The organism is Diplocloster agilis, from assembly GCF_019042275.1.
GTDB lineage: Bacteria > Bacillota > Clostridia > Lachnospirales > Lachnospiraceae > Diplocloster > Diplocloster agilis.
Genome location: NZ_JAHQCW010000030.1, coordinates 1 through 24493, shown reverse-complemented (window position 1 = coordinate 24493; position 24493 = coordinate 1). Strand labels below are relative to the sequence as shown.

Here is a 24493-nt window from a genome sequence, read left to right as displayed (position 1 = left end):
TATTTCATGGCAGGAGAGATATCAAGGGCCCTGGAGACGGTTAGCGCGATAAAAGGGGTTCCGTTAGACGAAAAATATTATTCCGATAACGTTGCTATTGTTCCGATAACAGAGTATACTACTGTTTGAAACGAGGTGGAGCATTATGCATATGACGGTAAAACAAGCAGCGGAAAAATGGGGCATTTCAGATAGAAGAGTTCGTATATTATGTTCAGAAGGGAAGATTCCGGGTGTCACTCGAGAAGGACGCAGTTGGAGGATCCCGGCAGAGGCGAAAAAACCAGAAGATGGCCGGTATAAGGCTGTGGAAAGCCTGCTTGATATCATTGACAGGAAGAAAATAGAATTGGATTCCAGACGTCCTCTGACAGAAGGCGAAATGGAGCGCCTGACAGAAGAATTTGTGGTTGAATATACCTACAATTCAAATGCAATTGAGGGAAATACGTTGACTTTGCGTGAGACAGATCTGGTGCTGCGGGGGTTGACGATTGACCGAAAGCCGCTGAAAGATCATATGGAAGCGGTTGGACATAAGGAAGCCTTTGATTTTGTGCTGGATTTGGTAAAGGAGCAGGTACCGTTGTCGGAGAGTATTATCAAACAGATTCATTATCTGGTACTGGCTGATAAAAAGGATGACCGCGGTGTTTACAGAAGGATTCCGGTAAAAATCATGGGAGCAAAGCACGAGCCGCTGCAGCCGTATCTCATTCAACCCAAGATGGAGCAGTTGCTGGAGTCTTATAGTAACAGCACAGAGCATATCATTCGAAGGCTGGCTCGTTTTCATATAGAATTCGAGGGAATTCATCCTTTCATCGACGGGAACGGCCGTACGGGAAGGCTGCTTGTGAATTTGGAATTGATGAAAGCAGGATATCCGCCGATTGATATTAAGTTTACAGATAGGATTTCATATTACAATGCTTTTGATGAATATCATGTAAAACATAATTTAGAAGCAATGGAAAAGTTATTTGAGGGATATGTGATTGCGCGGTTAGATAGTTACCTGGGAATATTGGAAGACTAAGTTTATCAGAAAATTTCTATTTTGGAGGCAGAGAATATGATAACAGGATACTATTGTACAAATATTTTTTCTGAGCAGGCAAAAGAACTTATTGAGTTTTATAGGCAGGTATTAGAAATACCCTTTATTAAAACGGATGTGGATGATTCAAATGGGCCTGCAAATGCCTGCCCCATGGACGGCGTATCCTTAGTCCATAAGCGGCGGCGGGTGCGCGCCTCATCAAATTTCCGTATAATGATATTCCCCGACCCGCTCAACCGCGCCGCAATAAGGACAGGTATACAAGTACTCCGAAATGAACTCCTCTAATACGGAATCTTTTAAATCATAAGTTTTCCCGCATTTATTACATTCAATATGGATGAGCTGAAATAAGTCCTGATACACGGAAACATCGAGATCATCGTCATAGGTCAGCAGAAATTTCATATCCCGGATGGTCTTGTTTAAGGTAATGAATACCTCATGGGGCTTTAGAATTTCCTCGAAAATCTGAGTTGCTACTTCTATAACAATATTCATAATATAAGGCAATTTTTCATAGTACAATTCCCAGTAATCATTCCAGATATCGTTTGTGGCGAATACGAAATTTAAGTTTCCTTTCGTGGTTTGATAATGTTTGTTCTCCGTGACTAAATGAATAGACTGATCCCATACAGAGGAAAGGCCATAATCACAGTTCCTTTTATAAATCAAATCATAAAGGACGTCTTCATATTCTTTCTTATTCACAAGCCGGCAAGCTTTATTTAAGATATCCCGCTTTTTCAGTTCGGAGAGCTTCGTAACGTCATAGGTGGAAATATCCTTATTTAAGAGGCAGTCTATGAGTTCTTCGCTATCGGCCAGGAGCCAGCAAAGATAGAATAAATCATCTTTCATGGGTTTCCGGCTTATAGTAAATGCTACCGTTACCTTGCCCCTTTCGGAGCAATTAAATGACTCATGCATATATAAAATAAAATCACGCAGCAAGCTAAAAAAGATATGCGCTTTTGTAATTCGGTATCCTTCCTTTGCATAACCATGTTGGAACATCCAACCGAGCATTTCTTCCTCATCTTTCGGCAGGTCATTTTCATCTTTTAATTCTATACTCACAGAGGATAAATGGTGTTTATCTGCCTTATATAACATATCGACGATCAAATCATTGTAATAACATAATAATTCATGACGTTTGATATATTCCTTCGGTAATAATTCCGATATATAAGATTCTGCCATAGGAACCTCCTAAATAAACCAGACGTGCCCTTATGATAAAGCAGCGATCAGATACTATGAAATCCCTTTCCGACGATCTCGCTGGTGCTGGAGATCAGAATAAAGGCATCCGGATCAATCTGCCTGATATAGGTGCGCAGAAGCACCGCCTCATGGCGTCCCATGACGGTAAAGACAATGTATTTATGCTTGCCTGTGAAAGCGCCCTTTGCTTCACACACGGTAGCGCTTCGGTTTAGCTCATGGACGATGTAATCGCAGATCGGTTCCGGCTTATTACACACCACATTGAAATACTTGCACAGATTGATACTCTCGATTACTCCGTCCACCATAAATGACTTAATGGTCAGACCCAGGAAGGAGAAGAGGCCTGTCTTGATATCAAATACAAAACAACCGGCGGCGGTGATCAAAAGATCCGAGAGCAGTAGTCCTTTTCCGATATTTACGTTGGTATATTTTTTAAGAACCATGGCGATGATATCGGTTCCTCCGCTGGACGCCCCGATATTAAACAGGATCGCGGAACCCAGGGCCGGCAGAGCGATGGCAAAACACAGCTCCAGCATGGGCTCATCCGTGAACGGCGCATTCATCGGGTAGATCCGCTCCAGCAGCGAAAGGGAAAGCGATAAGAGGATGCTGGTATAAGTAGTCTTAATCCCGAACTTTCTCCCGAATACCAGGAAGCCCATCAATAACAAAACCATATTGATGATAAAGGTAAAATCACTGGCGTTAATCAGTCCGGTTTTGGCCACCAGCACAGCCAGACCGGTAACACCGCCAAAGGTAAAGTTATTCGGAAACTTAAAAAAATAGATGCCGACGGCGATCAACAGGGTACTGAAGGTCAATAACAGAAATTCCTTGATTTTTTTCTTATTCATCAGATTTCTTCTCCATTGATTTCAGATTTGTACAGCGTCCGAACCTTATATTTTTATTTTAGACACAGGACCAATACTTGTCAATTCATTTATAGAGAAGCGATCCGGCCATAACAATACCATCCCCAAAATCTCTTTTCCATCTCATAAAAAAAGTAGGTGTATTTATGCAAGTTTTGGTAATAATGGGAAATATAATGAAGATATGTAATTAAAGGAGGAAAATGATGGATCGATATATCGCGATTACAGACGTACATGGAAGGGAAATTCTGGACTCCCGGGGGAATCCGACGGTGGAAGTGGAAGTGACCGTAGACGGCGGGATCACAGGAAGGGCATCCGTACCTTCCGGCGCTTCAACGGGTAAATTTGAGGCCGTGGAACTGCGGGACGGCGAAAAAAGGTATATGGGCCTCGGTGTACAAAAAGCAATCAACAATGTGGATGTAAAGTTAGCGTCCGCCCTGGTGGGAGAAAACGCTCTGGAACAGACCTACATTGACAGCCTGCTGTTAGAAGAGGACGGAACCGATAACAAATCCAATATCGGAGCCAATGCGATCCTGGGTACTTCCATGGCGGTGGCCAGAGCGGCAGCCAACGCTTTGCGGATGCCGTTATATCAGTATTTGGGAGGAATGAATGCCAAGCGTCTGCCGGTTCCCATGATGAATATATTAAACGGCGGAAAACATGCGGATAACACGGTGGATTTGCAGGAATTCATGATTATGCCGGTGGGCGCCGTGAATTTCAGCCATGCGCTTCAGATGTGCGCGGAAGTATACTATCATCTGAAAGTGATACTGAAAAAGCAGGGCCTCTCAACGGCAATCGGAGACGAGGGAGGATTCGCGCCGAATCTGCCCAGCGCGCGGGAAGCCTTAAGCCTGATCGTAGAGGCTGTGACCAGAGCGGGATATGAGCCGGAGATGGATTTCAGGATCGCGATTGACGCGGCGGCCAGCGAGCTGTATGATGATGAGATCAAGAAATATGTGTTCCCGGGCGAGAGCCAGATGCAGGGCAAAAAGATCGTCAGAAACACCGAGGAGATGATCCGTTATTATGAAGAGCTGCTTCAGGAATTCCCCATCGCGTCCATCGAGGACGGCCTTCATGAGGAGGACTGGGACGGATGGAAAATGCTGACCGATGAGTTCGGCAGCGGCCTTCAGCTGGTGGGTGACGACCTTTTCGTAACGAATACGAAACGGCTGGCCAGCGGGATCAAGCTGGGAGTCGCCAACTCCATTCTCGTCAAGGTCAACCAGATCGGTACCCTGACCGAAGCGTTCAATGCGGTGGAGATGGCCCACAAAGCGGGATATACGGCGGTTATATCACACCGCTCCGGCGAGACGGAAGACTCCATCATTGCGGATATAGCGGTGGCTACCAACGCGGGACAGATCAAAACCGGAGCTCCCTGCCGGTCTGACCGTACCGCAAAGTACAACCAGTTACTCCGCATCGAAGAACAGCTGGGCAGGGTCGGAGAGTATATCAATCCCTTTATGGACAGCCAGAAGATGTAAAATAATGGACGCTCAGAAGATGTAAAATAATGGTTGAAAATCCGGCACGTCTATGCTACACTAGATTATGGTTTTATCATTAGGAGGTGTACGGGTTGGACATTTTGAGAATTATTATAACGATCATATTTGTAATTGACTGCATCGCTTTGACAGTGGTTGTATTATTACAGGAGGGTAAATCCGCAGGTTTAGGTACGATCGCAGGTGCCGCTGATACCTATTGGGGCAAAAACAAAGGACGTTCTGTGGAAGGCGCTCTGGAGAAATCCACAAAGTTTATGGCCATTGGTTTCATGGTTATGGCAGCGGTCTTAAACATTAACTTTTAATGGATAAAAACACTCTTGCAAAAGAGTGTTTTTTTATAGCTACAGGCTGACAGGAGAAACGGTATGGAAAAAGAATTATTCGAACAGAGAAAAAAGACCGTGTACGATTTTATTTGCAGTGAAAATTATGTACCAATGAAAATAAAAGAAATCGCCATAGTTTTACAGATACCAAGAGAGAACCGGGAGGAACTAAAAGAGGTGCTGGACACGCTTGTGACGGAGGGAAAGGTGGATCTGTCCAAGCGGGGCAAATACAGCCGCTCGGAGGGCAAATTCCTGACGGGAATTTACACCGGCCATCCCAGAGGATTTGGATTTGTCACAGTGGAGGGGATGGAGGAGGATATCTTTATTCCGGAGTCCGCTGCCAACGGGGCTGCGCATAAGGACCAGGTGCGGATCGTCCTGACCCCGGAGCGGGGCGGGAAGCGCAGGGAAGGCGCGGTGGTGAAGATACTTGAGCATGGTTTCATGCGTCAGGTAGGGACGTTCCGACGGGAAAAGAAGTGCGGATACGTGACTCCGGACGATCAGAAATTCACGAAGGATATCTATGTGCCGCTGGAGCGTTCCAAAGGGGCGGTGACCGGGCATAAGGTCGTGGTGGAAATCACGGAATACGGGACGAAGAATAAGAACCCCGAGGGCAAGGTGACGGAGATCATCGGACATATAGATGACCCGGGAACGGATATCATGGCGATCGTGCGGGCTTACGATCTTCCGGTTGATTTTCCGGTGGATGTGATGCAGCAGGTAGAGGGGATACCGGATGAAGTCAGCCCGAAGGACTGGGAAGGACGTCTGGATCTGCGGGAGTGGCAGACGGTGACCATCGATGGGGAAGACGCCAAAGACCTGGATGACGCAATCACATTAACGCAGGAAGGCGACCACTACATGTTGGGCGTGCACATTGCCGACGTGACCCATTACGTGACGGAACACAGCCCGCTGGACCGGGAGGCGCTAAAACGCGGTACCAGTGTATATCTGGTGGACCGGGTCATCCCCATGCTTCCCCACCAGTTATCCAATGGAATCTGCTCTTTGAACGCAGGAACCGAGCGGCTGGCGCTCAGTTGCATCATGACCATCGACGCCAAGGGTAAAGTGGTGGATCACTCGATTGCCGAGTCTGTGATCCGGGTGGACAGGCGGATGAGCTACACCAGCGTGAAGAAAATACTGGAGGAGCATGACCAGGAGGAGATCCGTGAATATGAGGAGCTTGTGCCTATGTTTGAGCGTATGGCGTCTCTGGCACGGATACTGAGGGAGAAACGCAGGCAGAGGGGATCGATCGACTTTGATTTCCTGGAGACGAAGATTATCCTGGATGCGAAAGGGCATCCGGTTGATATCAGGCCCTACGACCGGAATACAGCCACCAGGATTATTGAAGACTTTATGCTGATCGCCAACGAAACGGTGGCGTCGGATTACTTCTGGCAGGAACTTCCGTTTGTATACCGTACCCATGACAAGCCGGACCCGGACAGAATCCAGAAGCTGGGCATGTTTATCAATAATTTTGGTTACGACATCAAAGTATCTCCCGACGGGATTCATCCCAAGGAGCTGCAGAAGCTGTTAGGCAGAATCGAGGATAGCCCGGAGGAAAATCTGATCAGCAGGCTGACGCTTCGTTCCATGCGCCAGGCCCGTTATACCACGGAGAATACCGGGCATTTTGGTTTGGCCGCCCAGTGTTACTGTCATTTTACATCTCCGATCAGACGGTATCCGGATCTTCAGATCCACCGGATTATCAAGGAGAATCTAAGGGGAGAACTGACGGAACGCAGGATTCACCACTATGAAAGCATTTTAAATGAGGTCGCCAGACATTCCTGTGAGACAGAGCGCCGGGCCGACGAAGCGGAGCGGGAGACCGATAAACTCAAAAAAGTGGAATATATGGAACAGAGGATCGGGGAAATATACGAGGGTGTAATCTCCGGCGTCACAGCGTGGGGACTATATGTGGAGCTGCCGAACACGGTGGAGGGGATGGTCCACATTACGGCGCTGAAAGACGATTATTACTATTATACGGAAGAAACCTATGAGCTGGTCGGTGAACGGACCAATAAACGATACAAGCTGGGTCAGAAGGTGAAGATAGAAGTTACCGGCGCGGACCGGATTCTGCGCACGATCGATTTTGAGCTTGTGGAAGGGGAGAAGGAAGATGGGCAAGGAGAGCGTGAAGCTGATCGCCAATAATAAAAAGGCATACCATGATTATTTTATAGAAGACAAATACGAAGCCGGCATATCACTGGCGGGAACGGAAGTCAAATCCCTGAGAATGGGCAAATGCAGTATCAAGGAGGCCTTTATCCGTGTGGATAAAGGGGAGGTGCTCATATACGGAATGCATATCAGTCCTTATGAAAAGGGGAATATTTTCAACAAGGATCCCCTTCGGACGAGAAAACTTCTGCTGCACCGCTATGAGATTAATAAAATACTGGGAAAAATCACGGAGAAAGGTTATACGATGGTCCCCCTCCAGGTGTACTTTAAAGGCAGCCTGGTGAAGGTGGAGATCGGGCTGGCCCGCGGTAAAAAACTTTACGACAAGCGGCAGGACATTGCGAAAAAAGATCAGCGCCGGGAGGCCGAACGGGATTTCAAGGTAAAGAATCTCTAAGGATATGATGGAAAAAGAGACGAGACGGGGCTATGTATCCGAAGACGAGAGAGAATTTTATCAGGCCTCCGGCATCAGTCTGCTGAAAAGAGCGCAGGAAGAGATCTTCTGGCTGTTGGAGAGAGGCTATCCGATCAAATCGGCGTCCGTATTCGTGGGAAACCACCACCTGCTGTCGGAGCGGCAGAGATTAGCGCTGGTGCGGGCCACGTCGCCGGCGGCAGCTATTGCGCAGCGCGTGGAAAAACTGATGGATCAGGAGGAAATGCTGGATGGACGTACGGTTTGTATAGATGGGTTCAATCTGATCATTACGTTGGAAACCGCGCTGTCAGACTCCACGCTCATCCGCTGCATGGACGGAACCGTAAGGGATCTGGCCGGCTTACGGGGCACCTACCGGCTGATCGATAAAACGGATGAGGCGGTCAGGCTCGTGGGGACACAGCTGGAAAAACGTCATGTGGGCAGGGCCGTCTTCTATCTGGACGCACCGGTGTCAAACTCAGGGCGGCTGCGGGCGCGGATATTGGAACTGATGGAGGGCCGGAGCTTTGAGACAGTAGTGGAATTGGTTCCGAACGCGGATGTGATATTGGAAAAGGAAGAGCTGGTGGCCACCAGTGACGCGATCATCTTGAATCACTGCAAAAGCTGGATCAATCTGGCTTCGGATATACTGGCGGATCAGGGAAACGTACAGCGTCATCTGATCGACCTGTCGGATGTCACGCGGATTATGGATACGAAAAAATAACAGGGGCATTGCGGCGCAGCTGGGGGTTTGATCAGCGGCGGGCAATGCTCCTGTTTTGTTAGCGTTTAGTTACCAGATATGCTGAAAGGAAAAGGCTCATCCAACATGTCTGATATGGTACCGAAGGGAGGCCTTACAGGCCCCGGTCCGTGAGGAGGACGGGGAGGCGGCCCAAAAGGCGGCCTTACAGGCCCCGGCCCATTAGGGTGACGTGGGGGCGGCCCAACCGGAGGCCTCACAGGCCCCGGTCCATGAGGGGGGCGTGGAGGCGGCCCAACGGGTGGCCTTGGAGGAGGTCCCCAAGGAGGCGGCCCAACCGGAGGCCTTGGAGGAGGTCCCCAAGAGGGTGGCCCAACGGGCGGTCTTGGGGGAGGTCCCCAAGGAGGCGGTCCAACCGGAGGCCTTGGAGGAGGTCCCCAGGGAGGCGGCCCAACGGGCGGCCTGGGGGGAGGACCGGCAGGGGGACGGCTATTGCCGGGTGGGCATAGAATACAGCCGGGCCATGCCGGACGATATTGTACAAAAGATTGTTCAGGCATTTTTTGGTATCCTTTCACTGATGATACAATATAATATATGTAGGAATAGCGGAAGGGTACCGGAACGATGTTTTTCTATTTCGAAAAAGAATTCTATTGCGATATTTTAGAGCTTTAATTTGCTAAATGGCATTTCCTTGTTTAAAGAGCAATCCTATGGTATGATGATTAAAAAGTGTGGACACTGAGTTTTACTTGGTAATTTAAGTAGAGATGAAAGTAAATTATATAAAACTGTGGAAATTGCTAATGCAATTTTCAAGGATGTTTTGACTAAAATAAAGAGGAGGGACTGCTTATGATGCCGGACGTTAAAATCAAAAACTCCAGAGAGCTGGAATTTGCCGTATTTTGTATTGAAAATGTTGCCGCAAAGCTCGGCGTAAATGCGGAACGGGTGTATCAGGCATTTGCGGAGAAAAGCGATATTCTGAACGGTTACATTGTGCCGGAATATGAAATCCTGCACACGCAAAGCCGAGAATATATTGTAGACGACCTCCTTGATGTGATGAAAGAAAGGGGGGTGGAAGTTTGATTCTGTATCATGGTTCTTATTTGGAAATCGCAGAGCCGGACTTGCTTCATTCCCGCCCCAATGTGGATTTTGGGCGTGGATTCTATGTCACGCCCCTGTATGAGCAGGCGGCAAAATGGTGCGGTAAATTTAAACGGCGTGGAAAAGACGGAATCATATCCCGTTATGCGTATGAGGAAAGCCGGGAAGCTGAACTGAAAACGCTGAAATTTGATTCTTATTCCGAGGACTGGCTGGATTTTATTCTGAAATGCCGTAGCGGAAAAGATGCGACAGACTATGACCTTGTGGTTGGCGGCGTTGCCAACGATAAGGTGTTTAATACAGTGGAACTCTTCTTTGACGGACTGATCGACAAGAAGGAAGCCGTCAAACGTCTTCGCTATGAACGAACGAACCTGCAAAACTGTTTTCGAACAGCGAAAGCACTGGAGCTTTTGCACTTTGAAGGGAGTGAGATGATATGAACGCAAATCCAATTTTACTTCAGAAAAAATATAGTCGTGTCATTGAGTGCTTTGCCAAACAGCAGGGCATCTCATTGGATGCGGCACTGGATTTCTTCTACCATTCCGAGGTCTATCCGCTGATCCGGGATGGCATTTCCGATATGCACTGCATGAGTGATGCTTATCTGGCGGAAGAACTGGAACAGGAATACCAGGAAAAACAATAAGAACCGCTACGTACTGCGTGGCAATTTGAAGGGAATGCAATTGTGATTGCTCTTTGACTGCCCTGACAGGCAAGTGAAAAAGAGTCGTTGACAAGTGTGGCAGAGTGCTATATAATAAGCATACTCTTTAGAACTTCAGCTTAAAACCAGGGGTTGTACTGGTTTCGACGGGGGTTTTGAAGCTTAAGAAGCCATTCGCAGTCCGGAGCTGCGTTAAAATCCGGAAACTAAATATAAACGCTGAAGACAATAATTTAGCAATCGCTGCCTAGTTGCAGCTGTCGGACTTAAGTTCCCGTGGCTTAAGACCCCGGCATCAACGTTCACGGGGCACTTCGTTTCCTAAGCTTTGCGGAAATGGAAGAACTTATGAAGCTACCGAGTCCCCGAGCCGGTCATCAGGCGCCTGGACGAGGGAAATCTAAAGAGATGACTGTAATGGGAGAAGCTTAAGTGAATGGGCTTTCGGACAGGGGTTCGATTCCCCTCAGCTCCACTATATAAACCTTGATTTTATCAGGGTTTATTTTTTTCCATACAAAAGCCCCTAAAGAATACAAATCCCCCGGGGATTGACGATCCGGTGAAAATCCCTTATGATATTTGATATTGAGTAGAAAGCAAAGGGAGTTCACCGATGAATATATTGAATATAGAGCACGTAAGTAAAATATATGGAGAAAAAACGATCTTTGACGACGTTTCCTGTGGTATCCATGAAGGTGAGAAGATCGGCATTATCGGAATCAATGGAACAGGAAAATCGACACTTCTGAACATGCTGGCGGGTTTGGAAAAGCCGGATGAGGGACAGATTATCACGCAAAACGGATTGAGGACCGCGTACCTGGTACAAAGCCCGGTCTTTCCGGCAGAGGCCACGGTGCTATCCTATGTGACGGAGGGAAACAGCAAACAGGATTGGAACACGGAAAGCGAAGCGAAAAGTATCCTGAACCGTCTGGGGATTACGGATCATGACGGACGGATAGAGTCTTTATCCGGTGGACAGAAAAAGAAGGTCGCCCTTGCGAAAGTTCTGGCCTCCTCATTTGACGTACTGCTGCTGGATGAGCCTACGAACCACCTGGACAGTGATATGATCGGGTGGCTGGAAGAGTATCTGAACCGGTATAAAGGAGTTGTGATTATGGTTACCCACGACAGATATTTTCTGGACCAGGTAACCAATAAGATCTTGGAGATTGACCACGGGCAACTCTACAGCTACGATGCAAATTACTCCAAATTCCTGGAGCTCAAAGCGATCAGGGAGGAAATGGAGATGGCTTCGGAGCGAAAGCGTCAGAGCGTACTCAGGATGGAGCTAGAGTGGGCAAAGAGAGGCTGCCGCGCCAGAAGCACGAAACAAAGAGCCAGGCTTCAGCGGTTGGAGGATCTGAAAAATGGTACCGCTCCCTTGCAGGATTCGAAGGTGGAAATGGATTCCGTCGGAATCCGGATGGGGAAAAAGACGATGGAACTGCATCATATCAGCAAAAGCTATGGCGGCAGGAACGTGGTGGATGATTTTGACTATATTGTTCTGAAAAACCAGCGCCTTGGTATTATCGGACCCAATGGATGCGGCAAATCCACCCTGTTAAAAATCATGGCAGGCATCATCGAACCGGATTCGGGGGAAGTGGAGCTGGGTGAAACCATACGCATCGGTTACTTTGCCCAGGAGGTTCCGGATATGGATACGGAGCAGCGGGTCATCGATTACATCAAAGAGGTGGCGGAGTATATTCCCACGAAGGAAGGCAGGATTTCCGCATCCCAAATGCTGGAGCGCTTCTTGTTTACCCCGGATATGCAGTATGCACCGGTCAGAAAGCTGTCCGGCGGTGAGAAGAAACGCCTCTATCTCTTGAAGGTGATCTGCCAGGGCTGTAATGTACTCTGCCTGGACGAACCGGGAAATGATCTGGACATCCCGACCCTTACGATACTGGAAGATTTCCTGGATTCCTTTTTGGGAATCGTGATTACCGTATCGCACGACCGGTATTTCCTGGATAATGTGGTGGACCGGATCTTTGCTTTTGAAGGGGAAGGGCAGTTAACGCAGTATGAAGGGGGCTATACGGACTATCTCGAGACCAGGAACGAAAAGAACGCTGCCTTAGAGACACAAAAGAACGGGACGAGGGGACAGGAAGACAAAAAGAAAACGAAGAACAAAGAATGGAAACAGAATGCACCGGCGAAACTGAAGTTCTCCTATAAAGAACAGAAAGAATTCGAAACCATTGATGAAACCATCGGGGAGCTGGAGAAACGGATCGGGGAACTGGAGCGGGAAATGCTGGCAAACGCCACGAATTCCGTGAAACTATCCGCTGTGCTGGAAGAAAAAGAGCAGGCGGAAGCGCAGCTGGAAGAAAAAATGGAACGATGGGTATATCTAAACGATCTGGCTGAGAGAATAGAAGCCCAGAAAGAATAGAAGCCCGGAGAGAACAGGAAACGGCCGCCCCAGTTTTATCCATACTTATGAGGGATCACAGTAATTGCTCAGAATCCCCTTGAGGGCGGTAGCGCTGCTGGTATGGGAGCGTTCCACCGCGGAATTACATTTATCCGCCTCCGCGAGAGCGCAGCGAACCATTTTATGGGAGACTGTGGATGTAAATAGAATAACCAAATCCGGATTGCCGATCTGTTCCCGAAGTCCGGATTTTAATTTGGTAAATACTTTGGCCTTACAGTGATATTGCTTGCAAATATCCTTATATTGACAGGCCATCCGTTCATTTCCCCCGATAATAACAACACTCATGGAAGCACCTCCTGATAAAATGAGTTAGCAACAACTAACTAATGGTGAAAATATATGGCTGCAGTGGATAAAATACTGCAGCCGCTTGCTTTGAACTGCGTCATACATTTGGAAGAGTATGTGTAATTTTTAGTTAGCATAAACTAACTAAAAATACTATATCATAAAATTAAAAAAATGTCTACACCTTTTTGTATGGTTTCCGCCGTGATGTCCACTTACCGGTTCGTTTTCTGTACATGCTGCTTCAGCTTTTCAAAAGTGACAGGGCTGATCACATGCTCGATCCGGCACGCGTCTTCCGCAGCTGTTTTCTCATCCACACCGATATTCATCAGATACTGCGTCAGCAGCTGATGCCGTTCATAGATGGTCTCCGCAATCTCGCGTCCGGAATCTGTAAGCTCGATCATCCCTTTCGCATCGACCGTGATATGCCCCGCACTTTTTAATACGGAAACAGCGCGGCTGACACTGGGCTTAGAATACGATAATTCATTGGCTACATCGATGGACCGCACCGCCCCATATTTTAATTTCAAAACTAAAATTGTTTCCAGATAATTTTCTCCTGATTCCTGTAGCTTCATAGGTATGCCTTTCTTCTTATGATTTTCCGGTCTCTCTAATTTATCTTATTAATATCTTATCATTTGCCTTCTGTTTTTTCAACCGGATACTGATTAAGCAAATTTTTCCATATTGGGGTTGACAAAATGAGTTAGCAGAGGTAAACTTATCACGACAAAAGAATTAGCCGCTGCTAATCAAAGCTCACAGAGAGAAATAGAACGTTGTGGATGCCTTCTATTTTTTTAATCGGAACGAGTTAGCATTAACTAACAACGGCGGACTGGAACATGAAAGGGCAGTCTGGAAGATTTAAAAGACAGCCTGGAACATTCAAATAGTAAATCTGAGGTGAATCGTATGGAACATGCAGCATTACTTTCTACACATACCGGTCGCGGAACATCTGTTCAGACGAATCAGACGATGCAGACTTATGCGTCCCGGATTCCGCTTTCCATGGCGGGAACGGGAGTCGAAGTTTCGGTGGTGTCAATCAGAGGAAAGGATGACACGAAGCGGTTTTTGCGTAATCTGGGGTTCGTTGAGGGCGCATCGGCTATGGTAGTTTCAGAAATGAATGGGAATGTAATCGTAAATGTAAAGGGCACCCGGGTGGCGATCAGCAGGTCTATGGCAAACCGTATCCTGACGGCATGCTGATTTTAGGAAAAATGCGGCCGCGGGTTATGCGGAAAATGAGGAAATGGAGGTAAGGGAATGAGAACACTCAAAGACGTAAAATGCGGAGAAACCGTTTCTGTTATGAAACTAAACGGGACGGGAGCGCTGAAAAGAAGGATTATGGATATGGGGATCACCAGAGGGACGCAGATCTATGTCCGTAAGGTGGCGCCTCTTGGCGATCCGGTAGAAGTAAATGTGAGGGGATATGAGCTGACGATTCGTAAAAACGAGGCGGAGAATATTGAAGTAGCTTAGCGGGCGGTAAGACGCTGCCAATACAGGAGTTTTGCTTGCAAAATATTTTCTGTGCAAGCGGGACTCTATTTTACAGGATAATGGTTAGCTGTAGCTAACAAAATGGATGTGTGATGGACTATGGAGCGGCTATGAATGCTGTGATTCAGAAGGAGGAAAAATATATGAGTATCAAAATTGCTCTTGCAGGTAATCCCAACTGCGGCAAGACAACGATGTTCAACGATCTGACCGGTTCCAGCCAGTATGTGGGAAACTGGCCGGGAGTTACGGTAGAGAAGAAAGAGGGGAAGTTAAAAGGGCACAAAGATGTTGTGATCACGGACCTTCCGGGAATATATTCCCTGTCCCCTTATACGCTGGAAGAGGTGGTCAGCCGTAACTATCTGATCAACGAACGCCCGGATGCAATCATCAATCTGGTGGACGGGACGAATCTGGAGAGAAACCTGTATCTGACCACACAGATTCTGGAACTTGGAATACCTGTGATCATCGCTTTAAACATGATGGATCTGGTTGAAAAGTCTGGAGATAAGATTGACGTGAAGAAACTGGGGGCCGCGCTTGGATGTGAGGTGGTGGAGACTTCCGCGCTGAAAGGAAAAGGCTCCATGGAAGCGGCGGAGAAAGCCATCCGCCTGGCAGCCGCCAATAAGGCGTCCGCTCCGAGACATGAATTCGGCAAACCGGTGGAGGAAGCCTTACAGGCGATCGCGGATCTGAATGAAGGTATTGTGAAGCAGGAACATACCCGCTGGTATGCGGTGAAAATGTTTGAGCGGGATGAGAAGGTGATGGAGGAGATCCGGCTGGATCAGACGGCACAGGATAAGCTGGAGACGATCATCTCATCGGTGGAACAGGAGCTTAATGATGATTCCGAGAGTATCATCACGAATGAGAGATATGACTACATCACGAACCTGATGAAAAAATGTGTACATAAGCAAAGAAGGGGAATGACAGCCTCCGATAAGATTGACCGGGTGGTTACCAACCGTTTTCTGGCGCTGCCGATTTTCTTTGTGGTGATGTGTATCGTGTATTTCGTCTCAGTGTCCTGGCTGGGTACGATCGTAACAGACTGGACCAATGACACCTTCTTTGGAGAGTGGATCCAGCCGGCTGTCGGTACATGGCTGGAAAGCGTGGGAGCGGCGTCATGGCTTAATGGTCTTATCGTGGATGGTATCATAGGCGGCGTGGGCGCCGTGCTTGGCTTTGTTCCGCAGATGCTCATTTTGTTCTTCTTCCTCTCTATACTGGAGGATTGCGGCTATATGGCCCGTGTGGCCTTTATCATGGACCGGATTTTCCGCAAATTTGGTTTGTCCGGCAAGAGCTTTATTCCCATGCTGATTTCTTCCGGATGCGGAGTGCCCGGCATCATGGCTACAAAGACTATCGAAAATGAAAAAGACCGCCGGATGACTATCATGACAACGACCTTTATCCCCTGCGGCGCGAAGCTCCCGATCATCGCGCTGATCGGCGCGGCCATGTTCCCGCAGTTTACTCTGATGGGGCCGCTGCTGTATTTCCTGGGAGTGATTACGGTCGTGATTTCCGGAATTATTTTAAAGAAGACAAAGCTGTTCGCAGGAGATCCGGCGCCCTTTGTCATGGAGCTTCCACAGTATCATATACCCTCCGCGAAAGGCGTATGGATTCACATGTGGGAAAGAGGCAAAGCATTTATCATAAAAGCAGGTACCGTAATCTTTGTAGCCTGCGGCGTGATCTGGTTCCTGTCCAACTTTGGATTCTCCGACGGCGGATTTGGAATGGTAGAGGAGTCCGCCAGCCTTCTGGCCGTGATCGGATCTTTCCTGGCGCCTCTCTTCGCGCCTCTGGGCTTCGGCAACTGGCAGGCTGCCGTCGCTACCGTATCCGGGCTTGTGGCGAAGGAAAATGTAGTGGGGACCTTAGGCGTTCTGTTTGGCTTGGGCGAAGTATCCGAAACCGATCCGGGGCTGCTGGCCCAGATCAGCCTGATGTTCCCCCATGCCATGGCGGCGGTATCCTTCCTGGCCTTTAACCTGTTGTGCGCCCCCTGCTTCGCGGCGATCGGAGCCATCAAGCGGGAAATGGCCAGTGCGAAGTGGACCTGGTTCGCGATCGGTTATCAGACTATTCTGGCCTATGCCATTGCGTTGATGATCAATCAGCTGGGCGGATTGATTTTAGGAGCGTATAGCTTCGGCGCAGGCACCGTATTTGCGATTCTGGTTCTGATCGGATTCCTGTATCTGATCTTCAGGCCTGCGGCTAAACAGAGGAAAGCCGGAGCGCCTGCAGGTGCCAGGGCGTAGAAGCGGCCCGTTAAAAAGGAGGTTTTCTTATGAATATACCGACATTTCTCATTGGTTTGGCAGTTCTGGTACTGTATGTACTTGCGATCCGCTATATGCGCCACAAGGGATCGTGCGCGGGATGTTCATCCTGCAAAACCCATAGCGGCCGGGAGCAATCCGGCTGCAGCGGCTGCTGCAGCCAGTGCTCTTATCACTGTCAAAGCAGCATAAAGAAAGAGTAAAGCAGAGATTTTTTAAAAACTTTTCGTTTGGGCTGGAAACTTTTGGGGAAATACTATACAATAGTACATGAAGTTTATGAGAAGATAGGAAGAGAAAATAGAAAAATAGAAATGGGGTTTTCCAATGGAAGCAGTTCAGGTAACAAGGAAGAAAAGTTCTCTTTACTTATTATGGATGTTTCTTATTCTGATGATTGGGGTTTGTATCGCTACCTTTACGCTTGGGGTAAAGAAAGTCTATGCAGCGGATCAGCCGGCTCAGGCTGTTACTGCGGAGGCTGGAAGTGAACAGGCGCAAAGCTCCGAGGAATCGGAAGGAAGCACGTTTCTGGCTATTTTTCTGATCGGGATCATTTTTATTGTGATTGTCGTAGTGATCATAGTTTCAGCCGTATCCTCTTCCGTTATTGGAGCCGGTGTCTTTATTGCCGGTGATGAGGCGGATCAGAATTAAGCGGTGATCTGTGAGTTAGATAAAGACTTTGCGTTTTATTTATAGTAATTCCCTTATAAAGAATAAGAAATCCTGTGAACAGAAGGCTTTCAATGATAAGCTTTCTTATTCACAGGATTTTGTATTACTATGAGCGCACTTCCAGCAGTTTGTATCCGTTTTTGTGACTGTCCCCGCCAAATTAGCAGTTCAGCGTTCGTTCATATATCGTTTGATTTCATCAGAAGTCAATTTCCGTACTTCGGTATGCGGGTATTCTTTATAGTCTCCAACAGTAAAGACAGGCGTCATTCGTTTGCATTTCTTGTCCTTATTCTTTTTCAAAAATAACAGTAAATCCTCATTCCCTGGAAAGATTTTATAGGATACTTTGCCTTTGCTATTCTCTATCTCATAAATACCGCATGCCTTTTTGGTTGTATAGTCGGCGGTTCGCAAATAAAGTTTAGCAATTTCTAATGATCGGAAAGGGAAATTCCACCTTTGTAAGCCTCTGTTTGGGTCATGCTCTATACAAATACAACGCCCACACGTTCCACAAATATATTGCGTATGGTTTTCTAAACAATCCAGGGGATTTAGTAGTGGAGTTATTCTGTTTTTATCGGAGTAACATTCTTTACACATAGTAGTCTCCATACCTTTCTAGTAGTCTGTTCTCAGTATTTTTTCCGTTTCCGCTATATCTTTTTCTATCAGCCCGCGCATACTGTCTTTGTATTTTGAGAGATCGGCGTTTCGTAAACTTGTCAATATAATAGGAATGTACTGTGGCTTTGCCTTTCCTACCTGCGAAAGAGATTGAATGCACTGTCTGGCGGTAATCGGCTTCTCATCCATAATATGTGAGAGAAAGTCGGAAATATTGAAATCGAAACGGTTTTCTTCGTCCCACCGGACATTTGCCGAAATGATGTGCAGCGCCCGATTTCTCACATATGATTTAGGATGATCAAGCAGCGATGCAAAGTCATCAAAGTATTCATACCACGCATCTGTTTCCTGGCTCTCTGATATGATTTTAGCAGCTATCGCGCAGGCGTACTTGTCATCCTTTGACGTCAGCTTTGCTATGATGTTTTCTTCCATGGTATAGCACCTCGCTTTTGTATTTGATTTTATCTCTGCAAGTTTATCTGCTTCATGTTTATATTCAGATCCTTGTAATGTTTCAGGTGTATTCCGATATGTCCGATTCCTAATACAAGTACAGAAATCAATAGCCAGATAACCTTTCCGTATATTCCAAGTAAAAAGAATGCCATGACAGGTAATGTTGCCCCTGCAAGTGGAATGCACATAATACCACTATAAAAATCCTTGAGTTTTCGATCGCTGCGAAAATATCTGATCCACCAAATTTCATACAAAATCATGAGAGTAAACGCCGCTGCTAACCACCAGGTCCATGGCGTCAATCCAGGAAATTAAAGTCCGAAAAGATCAAAGAACAACAGCACACGAACACTTGGCCAATATGTTCAAACAAACTTAAAACCGGATTCTCTCCATCAGCAGTATAACCCTCCGGCTTTTTCTTTGTCCAAATAATGTTCGGTATAAACAGCAAAAGCAAAAATAAAAGTCCGATATACGAAAAACCGAAATGCCCCATATCTTTACCTCCATCGAGCATATAGCCATAAATAGCTTTGAAAAATAAGGATATAATAGGAGAAGCAGGAGCTGCCCCCGGTAAATTCAGCATTCCTGAGAGCGGTGTATCTCCTCGATACGGATCGAAATCTGCAGTACATAATTCTCATATCCTTTTACTGACAGATCATCCAGCAATACATCCTCATAAAAATATTCTCCGAGCCGGTAACCGTTCTTGTGCGCATAAGCCATCATCCGTTCGTAGGTCTGATACAGCGTTTCATAGCCGCCGGTGTGATAGGCGGTGAGATAGGTGCCGGCTTCCTTTACGAACACAGGGATTTTCCCGGGCTTTCCCATCAGCTGTGTGTAAAAGAAACTGTAGTCTCCGAAACGTCCGGCGGCTATGGCCTCCTGGCGGATCAGGGAACCTATCGAATAGGGGCTGCTGATATTATGGGCATCACAGTAGCGGATATGGTTCGTCATGGACAGCGCCACATTTTGGTCGTTGGTCAGCGGAACAGATTCGGTCAGAACCAGATAAGCCTTAGGCATGGCAACAGGGCCTATGGAGTCAAGATCGAGCTGCATGGCCTGACAGGTGAGATCCGCTTTTCTGTGAATCAGTTTTTCCATGCGCTGCATGGATTTTAAGCGGCTGTGCAGCTTTTCTTCCTCTGTCTTTAACAGGCTGACCAGTTCCTGGGGACTGCGCCGGTCCAGGTAGGCTTTGATATCGGAGAGCGGCATATCCAGTTCCCTGAGCATATGGATGACATTGAATACTTCGATCTGTGCTACGGTATAATACCGGTAACCATTGTCAAGCCGTACAGCGGGGGAGAAGATACCCAGGCTGTCGTAGTGAAACAGGGTATGTTTGGTGACGCCGCACAGCTTTGCAAATTCTCCGGTTGTAAAGTAGGCGGGCGTATATTCTTCCATGTCGGTCACTTCCTTTGAGATCCGTCGATGCCTTCGTGTAAGGCGCAGCAAAACGGCGCCGAACGGTATAACTTATTATAGAAGGTGAACGGGAATAGTGCAAGAGGGCGGATACGTCATATATTTGTGAAAATTCCCTGAACAGTTGGACAGAAGGATGGAATTTTGAAAAAAAGTGTGATACAGTAAAACCCAGAAGAAAGAGAAGAGAGGACTTTAAAGATGAAAAAGAAATTATTAGTTGCCGCAATACTGGCGGCAATGACTATGTTTGCAGCAGCCTGCGGTTCCGATGACAAGAAGGATAACGGCTCGACGGACAACACGGGGAAGACGGAGCAGAGCTCTGAGGCGGAAGCGGCTTCCGAGGGTCAGGACAGCGGTAGCGGCCAGTCAGATTCCGGCGAGGCTAAGGATGGACAGGCCGCGTCGGCGGAAGATCTGGGCATCGACGTGGAATATCAGTTCGAGGAGCCTAAGGCCGGAGATACGATCGCGGAACTTCAGGTGAAAGATTTCGGAACGATTCAGATAAAACTTTTCCCCGATATGGCGCCGAAGGCGGTGGAGAACTTTGTGACCCACGCCAAGGACGGTTATTTTGACGGTTTGACCTTCCACCGGGTGATCAATGAGTTCATGATTCAGGGTGGCGATCCCAAGGGGGACGGCACCGGCGGCGAGAGCATCTGGGGGCAGCCGTTTGAGGACGAATTTTCAAACAGCCTTTATCCCTGGCGCGGAGCGCTTTGTATGGCGAATTCCGGGAGTAACACCAATGGCAGCCAGTTCTTTATTGTGCAGAATGAAAAATATGATGAGTCCCTGGTATCCGAGATGGAAGCCATGGAATGGCCGCAGGAGATCATAGATAAATATAAGGAAAAAGGCGGAACGCCCTGGTTATTTGGCAAACACACGGTGTTCGGACAGGTGTTCGAGGGAATGGACGTGGTGGACGCCATCGCTGCGGTAGAGACTTCGGAACCCGGAGTCAAAGATAAACCGGTTCAAGATGTAATAATAGAGAAAGTTACTACTTACGTAAAAGAATGAGATAAGAAGGAGGCTTTGGCATGGAAAGACTGAAAATCCTGGTTGTGGATGACGAGAGCAGAATGCGCAAGCTGGTCAGTGATTTCCTGACCAAACAAAATTATGAGGTTCTGGAAGCGGAAGACGGCGCCCAGGCCATAGATCTGTTTTTCAAGGTGAAGGACATCGCGTTGATTATCCTGGACGTAATGATGCCGAAGATGGACGGATGGCAGGTGTGCCGGGAGATCCGCCAATACTCCAGGGTGCCGATCATTATGCTGACTGCCAGGGCGGATGAGCGGGATGAGCTGCAGGGCTTTGAGCTGGGAGTGGATGAATATGTAACCAAACCGTTCAGTCCCAAGATCCTGGTAGCCAGAGTCGAGGCGATTCTTCGAAGAGCGAACGCTATCGTGTCCGACGACATCTTAAGCGCCGGCGGCATCGAAGTGAACAAAGCGGCCCACATCGTGACCATTGACGGCAGCGCGGTGGAATTAAGCTATAAGGAATTTGAACTGCTCACTTATTTTATGGAAAACCAGGGACGGGCTTTATCCAGGGAAAAAATTCTGAATAATGTCTGGAATTATGATTACTTCGGCGATGCCAGAACGATCGATACCCATGTAAAGAAACTCAGAAGCAAGCTGGGCGGCAAAGGAGACTTTATCAAAACCATATGGGGGATGGGTTACAAATTCGAGGTGGAAGGATGAACGAAAGGCGCATCCATTGTATATCTGTAAGGGATTGATCCGGATATGCGGGACAGTGCATGCATGGAGGATAGAATGAAAAGACATTCATTGAAGATACAGATGGCCGTCATATTTATCATCATTATGGCGTCCACCCTGTTAATTGGCTGGGTTATCAACAATGTATTTCTGGAAGATTATTATATTCTGAAGAAGCAGGATGACCTGGTGGGAACCTACACGCAATTAAACCGTGCGGCCAGCGAGAATAACTTCACCTCACCGGAGAGCCTGGGGCTTTTAAAAGTGCGGCTTCAGAAGGGAAATATATCCATGTATGTGGTTACGCCCAACGGAGGTGCATTAAAATACTGTCCCAACGAGGAAGAATCCACTCTGCGGGATCAGTTGTACGACTATATCACGGATCCGAACTTTACCATGGACGGGAAAGAGCCTTATGAGGTTCACAAGTTCATAGATCCGGATTCGAAAACGGAATATGTGGAAATGTGGGGAATGCTGGACAGAGGGGATGTCTTTCTGCTGCGTTCTCCTGTATCCAGCATACAGGAAAGCGTTCTGATATCCAATCGTTTTATGGCGTATATCGGACTGGTCATTATCGTGGTCAGCGCGCTGATCATCTGGCTGATCTCCAGGAGAATCACGGAACCGATTCTGGAGCTGGCGCAGATATCGGAAAGAATGACGAAGTTAGATTTTGACGCCAAATACCACAGGGTCTGCAAAAATGAGATCGATATACTGGGCCACCATATGAATCAGATGTCGGAGACACTGGAGCACACCATTTCCAAACTGAAAACGGCCAACAACGAGCTGCAAAAAGACATACAGGAGAAAATCCAGATCGACGAGATGAGAAAGGAATTTCTATCCAACGTCTCCCATGAACTGAAAACGCCTATCGCCCTGATTCAGGGATACGCGGAGGGATTAAAGGAATGCATCAATGACGATGAACAGAGCAGGGACTTTTACTGCGAAGTGATTATGGACGAGGCTTCCAAGATGAACCTGATGGTCAAGAACCTGCTAAGCCTGAACCAGCTGGAATTCGGCAATGACAAAGTACAGATGGAGCGGTTCGACATGACCTCCCTGATCCGGAATATCCTGATGTCCACGGATATCCTGATCCGCCAGAACGGGATCAAAGTGATATTCAAGGAAGAAGAACCGGTCTATGTCTGGGCGGACGAGTTCAAGGTGGAAGAAGTATTTACCAATTACCTGAGCAACGCGATCCATCACGCAGCCAACGAGAAAATCATTGAAATCCGGATGATTCCTATGGATAAAAATGTAAGAATCTCCGTATTTAATACAGGAATCCCGATCCCGTCGGAGGATATCGAACACGTCTGGGATAAATTCTACAAAGTGGACAAAGCCAGGACCAGGGAATACGGCGGCAGCGGAATCGGCCTTTCCATAGTAAAAGCCATCATGGAATCTTTCCACAAGGAATGCGGCGTACAGAACTATGAGAATGGTGTGGAATTCTGGTTTGACCTGGATAAAGGCCTCTAAATCACAGACATAAAAAGTGGGTGCCGCAAAAACACAGTCCCTGAAAGGGACGCAAAGTGTTCGTGTGACACCCACTCCTATTCTGTTAAACTCTTTCCCATACCAGATCCATATCAGATGAAAACCAGATCATATAAAAATTCATCCGGAAACTATGTAGTTACATGGGAAAACTGCCGGTCTCTGTCTCGTTAATTACGTAATAAATCATATTTTCTTCGGGTTTCAAGTAGACATCCATTGTTTTGATATCCTTCACTTTGTTGCCGGCTTCCAGCCAAATGCTCTTTACGTGATCAATGACTTCCTTTTCACACACCTGGCGTCCAGCGTATTCCAATACCACCTGACATTTCATAACACTTACCTCCCTAAAGAAACACAGATTAAAACTACGGTATAAATATAGTACAGTTTATGGTAAAATGCAATTGGCCCCAAAAAGATTGTGGAATTCTCTACGCTAAAGCGTTAAAATTCAGGGATATATAGGTAATAATCCATAAACCGAAAGGGAAAATCTGACATTTCCCTTTTCATTATATGCAGAACAGGAGGCATTATGAGTTCAAAAATCAGAGAATATTTACAACGGTCCGATCGGATTTTGATCGGAATCGGAGAAGAAATTACCGCAAAATCCGACCAGAAAACGCGAAAATGTGTCTATGAGACACTAAACAACCTGCTAACCGGAAAGAATTACTACATCGTCTCTTTAGCAGAGGATGATCAGATGCTGCACGCCCCATTCGATCAGGCCAGAATCGTAACTCCCCTGTTCACGGAAGAGGAAAAAGGAGAGCGGGAATGGGACGCATACCTGAAATGGCTGTCCCAAACCCTCAATCACGACCTTCTCATCCTGGAGCTGGGCGCAGGCTTCCAATATCCCCAGATCATCCGTTTCCCCTTTGAAAAAACCGCCTATTTCAATCAAAAGTCCCATTTCATCCGTGTCCACTCCAAACTCTGCCAGGTACTAACGGAGAGCTCCGACCGCTCCGAGGCCATCCAGGCGGACCCAGGAGAGTGGGTATTGGATATAGATCGAAAATAGCCGCGGAGGCGGACCGCCGGAGGCTCGGAACTTGGGGGCGGCTCTTCTTTGAAGGGGGAGCGGTCCGGTTCCGGGGGCTTGCGGAGGGTC

Annotated in this window: 28 protein-coding genes, 1 other RNA gene and 1 pseudogene; 22 read left to right on the top strand and 8 right to left on the bottom strand. The window is 47.4% G+C overall.

Annotation, left to right across the window (positions count from 1 at the left end; genetic code table 11):
- Positions 1-145: 145 nt before the first annotated feature.
- Together KTH89_RS25040 and KTH89_RS16600 are read left to right on the top strand one after the other, a co-directional pair.
- Positions 146-262 (top strand): annotated as a pseudogene (locus tag KTH89_RS25040) (helix-turn-helix domain-containing protein); the annotation flags it as partial.
- An 87-nt stretch (positions 263-349) separates the two neighbouring features.
- On the top strand, positions 350-1039 hold the full coding sequence (locus KTH89_RS16600) for a Fic family protein (RefSeq protein WP_330656709.1): 690 nt from the start codon (positions 350-352) through the stop codon (positions 1037-1039).
- A 222-nt stretch (positions 1040-1261) separates the two neighbouring features.
- Here KTH89_RS16600 and KTH89_RS16595 read toward each other — a convergent pair whose 3' ends face one another.
- Entirely contained in the window at positions 1262-2272 is a 1011-nt protein-coding gene (locus KTH89_RS16595) for a hypothetical protein (RefSeq protein WP_238722442.1), read from the bottom strand.
- Positions 2273-2319: 47 nt separating this feature from the next.
- A complete protein-coding gene (locus KTH89_RS16590) occupies positions 2320-3165 on the bottom strand; it encodes a YitT family protein (RefSeq protein ID WP_238722441.1) in 846 nt (281 codons plus the stop codon).
- A gap of 227 nt (positions 3166-3392) precedes the next feature.
- On the opposite strand from KTH89_RS16590, the gene eno reads away from it, so the two are divergent.
- The 11 genes from eno to KTH89_RS16535 all read left to right on the top strand — a co-directional run bounded on the left by eno (position 3393) and on the right by KTH89_RS16535 (position 12662).
- A complete protein-coding gene (gene eno, locus KTH89_RS16585) occupies positions 3393-4706 on the top strand; it encodes a phosphopyruvate hydratase (RefSeq protein ID WP_158347393.1) in 1314 nt (437 codons plus the stop codon).
- Positions 4707-4801: 95 nt separating this feature from the next.
- Positions 4802-5038 carry a preprotein translocase subunit SecG gene (gene secG / locus KTH89_RS16580; RefSeq protein ID WP_158347392.1) on the top strand — a complete coding sequence of 79 codons (237 nt, stop codon included), beginning with the start codon at positions 4802-4804 and terminating at the stop codon, positions 5036-5038.
- Positions 5039-5101: 63 nt separating this feature from the next.
- A complete protein-coding gene (gene rnr, locus KTH89_RS16575) occupies positions 5102-7270 on the top strand; it encodes a ribonuclease R (RefSeq protein ID WP_238722440.1) in 2169 nt (722 codons plus the stop codon).
- The gene (smpB, locus tag KTH89_RS16570) at positions 7236-7700 is read left to right on the top strand and encodes an SsrA-binding protein SmpB (RefSeq protein WP_158347390.1); all 465 of its coding nucleotides are present in this window, start codon (positions 7236-7238) and stop codon (positions 7698-7700) included. The genes rnr and smpB overlap by 35 nt, the downstream gene beginning before the upstream one ends.
- Before the next feature lie 4 nt (positions 7701-7704).
- A complete protein-coding gene (locus KTH89_RS16565; protein ID WP_330654918.1) occupies positions 7705-8457 on the top strand; it encodes a DUF434 domain-containing protein in 753 nt (250 codons plus the stop codon).
- 262 nt (positions 8458-8719) lie between these two features.
- On the top strand, positions 8720-9106 hold the full coding sequence (locus tag KTH89_RS16560; RefSeq protein ID WP_238722439.1) for a hypothetical protein: 387 nt from the start codon (positions 8720-8722) through the stop codon (positions 9104-9106).
- A gap of 188 nt (positions 9107-9294) precedes the next feature.
- Complete coding sequence (locus tag KTH89_RS16555) at positions 9295-9534, top strand: DUF3791 domain-containing protein (protein WP_158347388.1); 240 nt, start codon at positions 9295-9297, stop codon at positions 9532-9534.
- Positions 9531-10001, top strand: a complete 471-nt coding sequence (locus KTH89_RS16550; protein ID WP_238722438.1) for a DUF3990 domain-containing protein — start codon at positions 9531-9533, stop codon at positions 9999-10001. The genes KTH89_RS16555 and KTH89_RS16550 overlap by 4 nt, the downstream gene beginning before the upstream one ends.
- The gene (locus KTH89_RS16545; protein ID WP_158347386.1) at positions 9998-10210 is read left to right on the top strand and encodes a DUF3791 domain-containing protein; all 213 of its coding nucleotides are present in this window, start codon (positions 9998-10000) and stop codon (positions 10208-10210) included. Before KTH89_RS16550 ends, KTH89_RS16545 begins: the two co-directional genes overlap by 4 nt.
- Before the next feature lie 149 nt (positions 10211-10359).
- Positions 10360-10709: a transfer-messenger RNA gene (gene ssrA / locus KTH89_RS16540) on the top strand.
- Between the two features lie 138 nt (positions 10710-10847).
- Positions 10848-12662, top strand: a complete 1815-nt coding sequence (locus KTH89_RS16535; protein ID WP_238722437.1) for an ABC-F family ATP-binding cassette domain-containing protein — start codon at positions 10848-10850, stop codon at positions 12660-12662.
- Positions 12663-12707: 45 nt separating this feature from the next.
- Here KTH89_RS16535 and KTH89_RS16530 read toward each other — a convergent pair whose 3' ends face one another.
- Positions 12708-12995 carry a DUF2325 domain-containing protein gene (locus KTH89_RS16530; protein ID WP_158347384.1) on the bottom strand — a complete coding sequence of 96 codons (288 nt, stop codon included), beginning with the start codon at positions 12993-12995 and terminating at the stop codon, positions 12708-12710.
- A gap of 218 nt (positions 12996-13213) precedes the next feature.
- A complete protein-coding gene (locus KTH89_RS16525; RefSeq protein WP_158347383.1) occupies positions 13214-13585 on the bottom strand; it encodes a metal-dependent transcriptional regulator in 372 nt (123 codons plus the stop codon).
- Between the two features lie 427 nt (positions 13586-14012).
- On the opposite strand from KTH89_RS16525, the gene KTH89_RS16520 reads away from it, so the two are divergent.
- From KTH89_RS16520 to KTH89_RS16500, 5 genes are all read left to right on the top strand, one after another.
- On the top strand, positions 14013-14228 hold the full coding sequence (locus KTH89_RS16520; RefSeq protein WP_334300827.1) for a FeoA family protein: 216 nt from the start codon (positions 14013-14015) through the stop codon (positions 14226-14228).
- Between the two features lie 57 nt (positions 14229-14285).
- Complete coding sequence (locus tag KTH89_RS16515) at positions 14286-14507, top strand: FeoA family protein (protein ID WP_158347382.1); 222 nt, start codon at positions 14286-14288, stop codon at positions 14505-14507.
- 164 nt (positions 14508-14671) lie between these two features.
- Complete coding sequence (gene feoB, locus KTH89_RS16510; RefSeq protein WP_158347381.1) at positions 14672-16822, top strand: ferrous iron transport protein B; 2151 nt, start codon at positions 14672-14674, stop codon at positions 16820-16822.
- Between the two features lie 29 nt (positions 16823-16851).
- On the top strand, positions 16852-17046 hold the full coding sequence (locus KTH89_RS16505; protein WP_238722435.1) for a FeoB-associated Cys-rich membrane protein: 195 nt from the start codon (positions 16852-16854) through the stop codon (positions 17044-17046).
- Positions 17047-17170: 124 nt separating this feature from the next.
- Positions 17171-17500, top strand: a complete 330-nt coding sequence (locus KTH89_RS16500) for a hypothetical protein (protein WP_238722434.1) — start codon at positions 17171-17173, stop codon at positions 17498-17500.
- 189 nt (positions 17501-17689) lie between these two features.
- Here KTH89_RS16500 and KTH89_RS16495 read toward each other — a convergent pair whose 3' ends face one another.
- From KTH89_RS16495 to KTH89_RS16480, 3 genes are all read right to left on the bottom strand, one after another.
- Entirely contained in the window at positions 17690-18127 is a 438-nt protein-coding gene (locus KTH89_RS16495) for a hypothetical protein (RefSeq protein WP_238722433.1), read from the bottom strand.
- Positions 18128-18145: 18 nt separating this feature from the next.
- Positions 18146-18589 carry a SufBD protein gene (locus tag KTH89_RS16490; RefSeq protein WP_238722432.1) on the bottom strand — a complete coding sequence of 148 codons (444 nt, stop codon included), beginning with the start codon at positions 18587-18589 and terminating at the stop codon, positions 18146-18148.
- A gap of 612 nt (positions 18590-19201) precedes the next feature.
- Positions 19202-20047, bottom strand: a complete 846-nt coding sequence (locus KTH89_RS16480) for a MerR family transcriptional regulator (protein WP_238722431.1) — start codon at positions 20045-20047, stop codon at positions 19202-19204.
- Positions 20048-20269: 222 nt separating this feature from the next.
- Between KTH89_RS16480 and KTH89_RS16475 the strand changes: the two genes are divergently transcribed.
- The 3 genes from KTH89_RS16475 (at position 20270) to KTH89_RS16465 (ending at position 23343) form a co-directional block, all read left to right on the top strand.
- Entirely contained in the window at positions 20270-21103 is an 834-nt protein-coding gene (locus KTH89_RS16475) for a peptidylprolyl isomerase (RefSeq protein ID WP_238722430.1), read from the top strand.
- 20 nt (positions 21104-21123) lie between these two features.
- Positions 21124-21804, top strand: coding sequence for a response regulator transcription factor (locus KTH89_RS16470; protein ID WP_158347375.1), 681 nt, complete (start codon positions 21124-21126; stop codon positions 21802-21804).
- Between the two features lie 75 nt (positions 21805-21879).
- A complete protein-coding gene (locus KTH89_RS16465; RefSeq protein WP_158347374.1) occupies positions 21880-23343 on the top strand; it encodes a sensor histidine kinase in 1464 nt (487 codons plus the stop codon).
- 160 nt (positions 23344-23503) lie between these two features.
- Here the strand turns inward: KTH89_RS16465 and KTH89_RS16460 are convergent, their stop codons facing one another.
- On the bottom strand, positions 23504-23701 hold the full coding sequence (locus KTH89_RS16460; RefSeq protein ID WP_158347373.1) for a DUF6465 family protein: 198 nt from the start codon (positions 23699-23701) through the stop codon (positions 23504-23506).
- A gap of 204 nt (positions 23702-23905) precedes the next feature.
- On the opposite strand from KTH89_RS16460, the gene KTH89_RS16455 reads away from it, so the two are divergent.
- The gene (locus KTH89_RS16455; RefSeq protein ID WP_238722429.1) at positions 23906-24403 is read left to right on the top strand and encodes a hypothetical protein; all 498 of its coding nucleotides are present in this window, start codon (positions 23906-23908) and stop codon (positions 24401-24403) included.
- Positions 24404-24493: the final 90 nt, after the last annotated feature.

What these genes read in the sequence shown, in the direction of transcription:
- KTH89_RS16595 (WP_238722442.1), bottom strand. Translation starts at nt 2,272, where the DNA reads ATGGCAGAATCTTATATATCGGAATTATTACCGAAGGAATATATCAAA.
- KTH89_RS16470 (WP_158347375.1), top strand. Translation starts at nt 21,124, where the DNA reads ATGGAAAGACTGAAAATCCTGGTTGTGGATGACGAGAGCAGAATGCGC.
- KTH89_RS16480 (WP_238722431.1), bottom strand. Translation starts at nt 20,047, where the DNA reads ATGGAAGAATATACGCCCGCCTACTTTACAACCGGAGAATTTGCAAAG.
- feoB (WP_158347381.1), top strand. Translation starts at nt 14,672, where the DNA reads ATGAGTATCAAAATTGCTCTTGCAGGTAATCCCAACTGCGGCAAGACA.
- KTH89_RS16455 (WP_238722429.1), top strand. Translation starts at nt 23,906, where the DNA reads ATGAGTTCAAAAATCAGAGAATATTTACAACGGTCCGATCGGATTTTG.
- KTH89_RS16545 (WP_158347386.1), top strand. Translation starts at nt 9,998, where the DNA reads ATGAACGCAAATCCAATTTTACTTCAGAAAAAATATAGTCGTGTCATT.
- KTH89_RS16500 (WP_238722434.1), top strand. Translation starts at nt 17,171, where the DNA reads ATGGAAGCAGTTCAGGTAACAAGGAAGAAAAGTTCTCTTTACTTATTA.
- KTH89_RS16525 (WP_158347383.1), bottom strand. Translation starts at nt 13,585, where the DNA reads ATGAAGCTACAGGAATCAGGAGAAAATTATCTGGAAACAATTTTAGTT.
- KTH89_RS16505 (WP_238722435.1), top strand. Translation starts at nt 16,852, where the DNA reads ATGAATATACCGACATTTCTCATTGGTTTGGCAGTTCTGGTACTGTAT.
- KTH89_RS16555 (WP_158347388.1), top strand. Translation starts at nt 9,295, where the DNA reads ATGATGCCGGACGTTAAAATCAAAAACTCCAGAGAGCTGGAATTTGCC.
- KTH89_RS16490 (WP_238722432.1), bottom strand. Translation starts at nt 18,589, where the DNA reads ATGGAAGAAAACATCATAGCAAAGCTGACGTCAAAGGATGACAAGTAC.
- rnr (WP_238722440.1), top strand. Translation starts at nt 5,102, where the DNA reads ATGGAAAAAGAATTATTCGAACAGAGAAAAAAGACCGTGTACGATTTT.
- KTH89_RS16460 (WP_158347373.1), bottom strand. Translation starts at nt 23,701, where the DNA reads ATGAAATGTCAGGTGGTATTGGAATACGCTGGACGCCAGGTGTGTGAA.
- eno (WP_158347393.1), top strand. Translation starts at nt 3,393, where the DNA reads ATGGATCGATATATCGCGATTACAGACGTACATGGAAGGGAAATTCTG.
- smpB (WP_158347390.1), top strand. Translation starts at nt 7,236, where the DNA reads ATGGGCAAGGAGAGCGTGAAGCTGATCGCCAATAATAAAAAGGCATAC.
- KTH89_RS16465 (WP_158347374.1), top strand. Translation starts at nt 21,880, where the DNA reads ATGAAAAGACATTCATTGAAGATACAGATGGCCGTCATATTTATCATC.
- KTH89_RS16590 (WP_238722441.1), bottom strand. Translation starts at nt 3,165, where the DNA reads ATGAATAAGAAAAAAATCAAGGAATTTCTGTTATTGACCTTCAGTACC.
- KTH89_RS16515 (WP_158347382.1), top strand. Translation starts at nt 14,286, where the DNA reads ATGAGAACACTCAAAGACGTAAAATGCGGAGAAACCGTTTCTGTTATG.
- KTH89_RS16530 (WP_158347384.1), bottom strand. Translation starts at nt 12,995, where the DNA reads ATGAGTGTTGTTATTATCGGGGGAAATGAACGGATGGCCTGTCAATAT.
- KTH89_RS16565 (WP_330654918.1), top strand. Translation starts at nt 7,705, where the DNA reads ATGATGGAAAAAGAGACGAGACGGGGCTATGTATCCGAAGACGAGAGA.
- KTH89_RS16495 (WP_238722433.1), bottom strand. Translation starts at nt 18,127, where the DNA reads ATGTGTAAAGAATGTTACTCCGATAAAAACAGAATAACTCCACTACTA.
- KTH89_RS16535 (WP_238722437.1), top strand. Translation starts at nt 10,848, where the DNA reads ATGAATATATTGAATATAGAGCACGTAAGTAAAATATATGGAGAAAAA.
- KTH89_RS16475 (WP_238722430.1), top strand. Translation starts at nt 20,270, where the DNA reads ATGAAAAAGAAATTATTAGTTGCCGCAATACTGGCGGCAATGACTATG.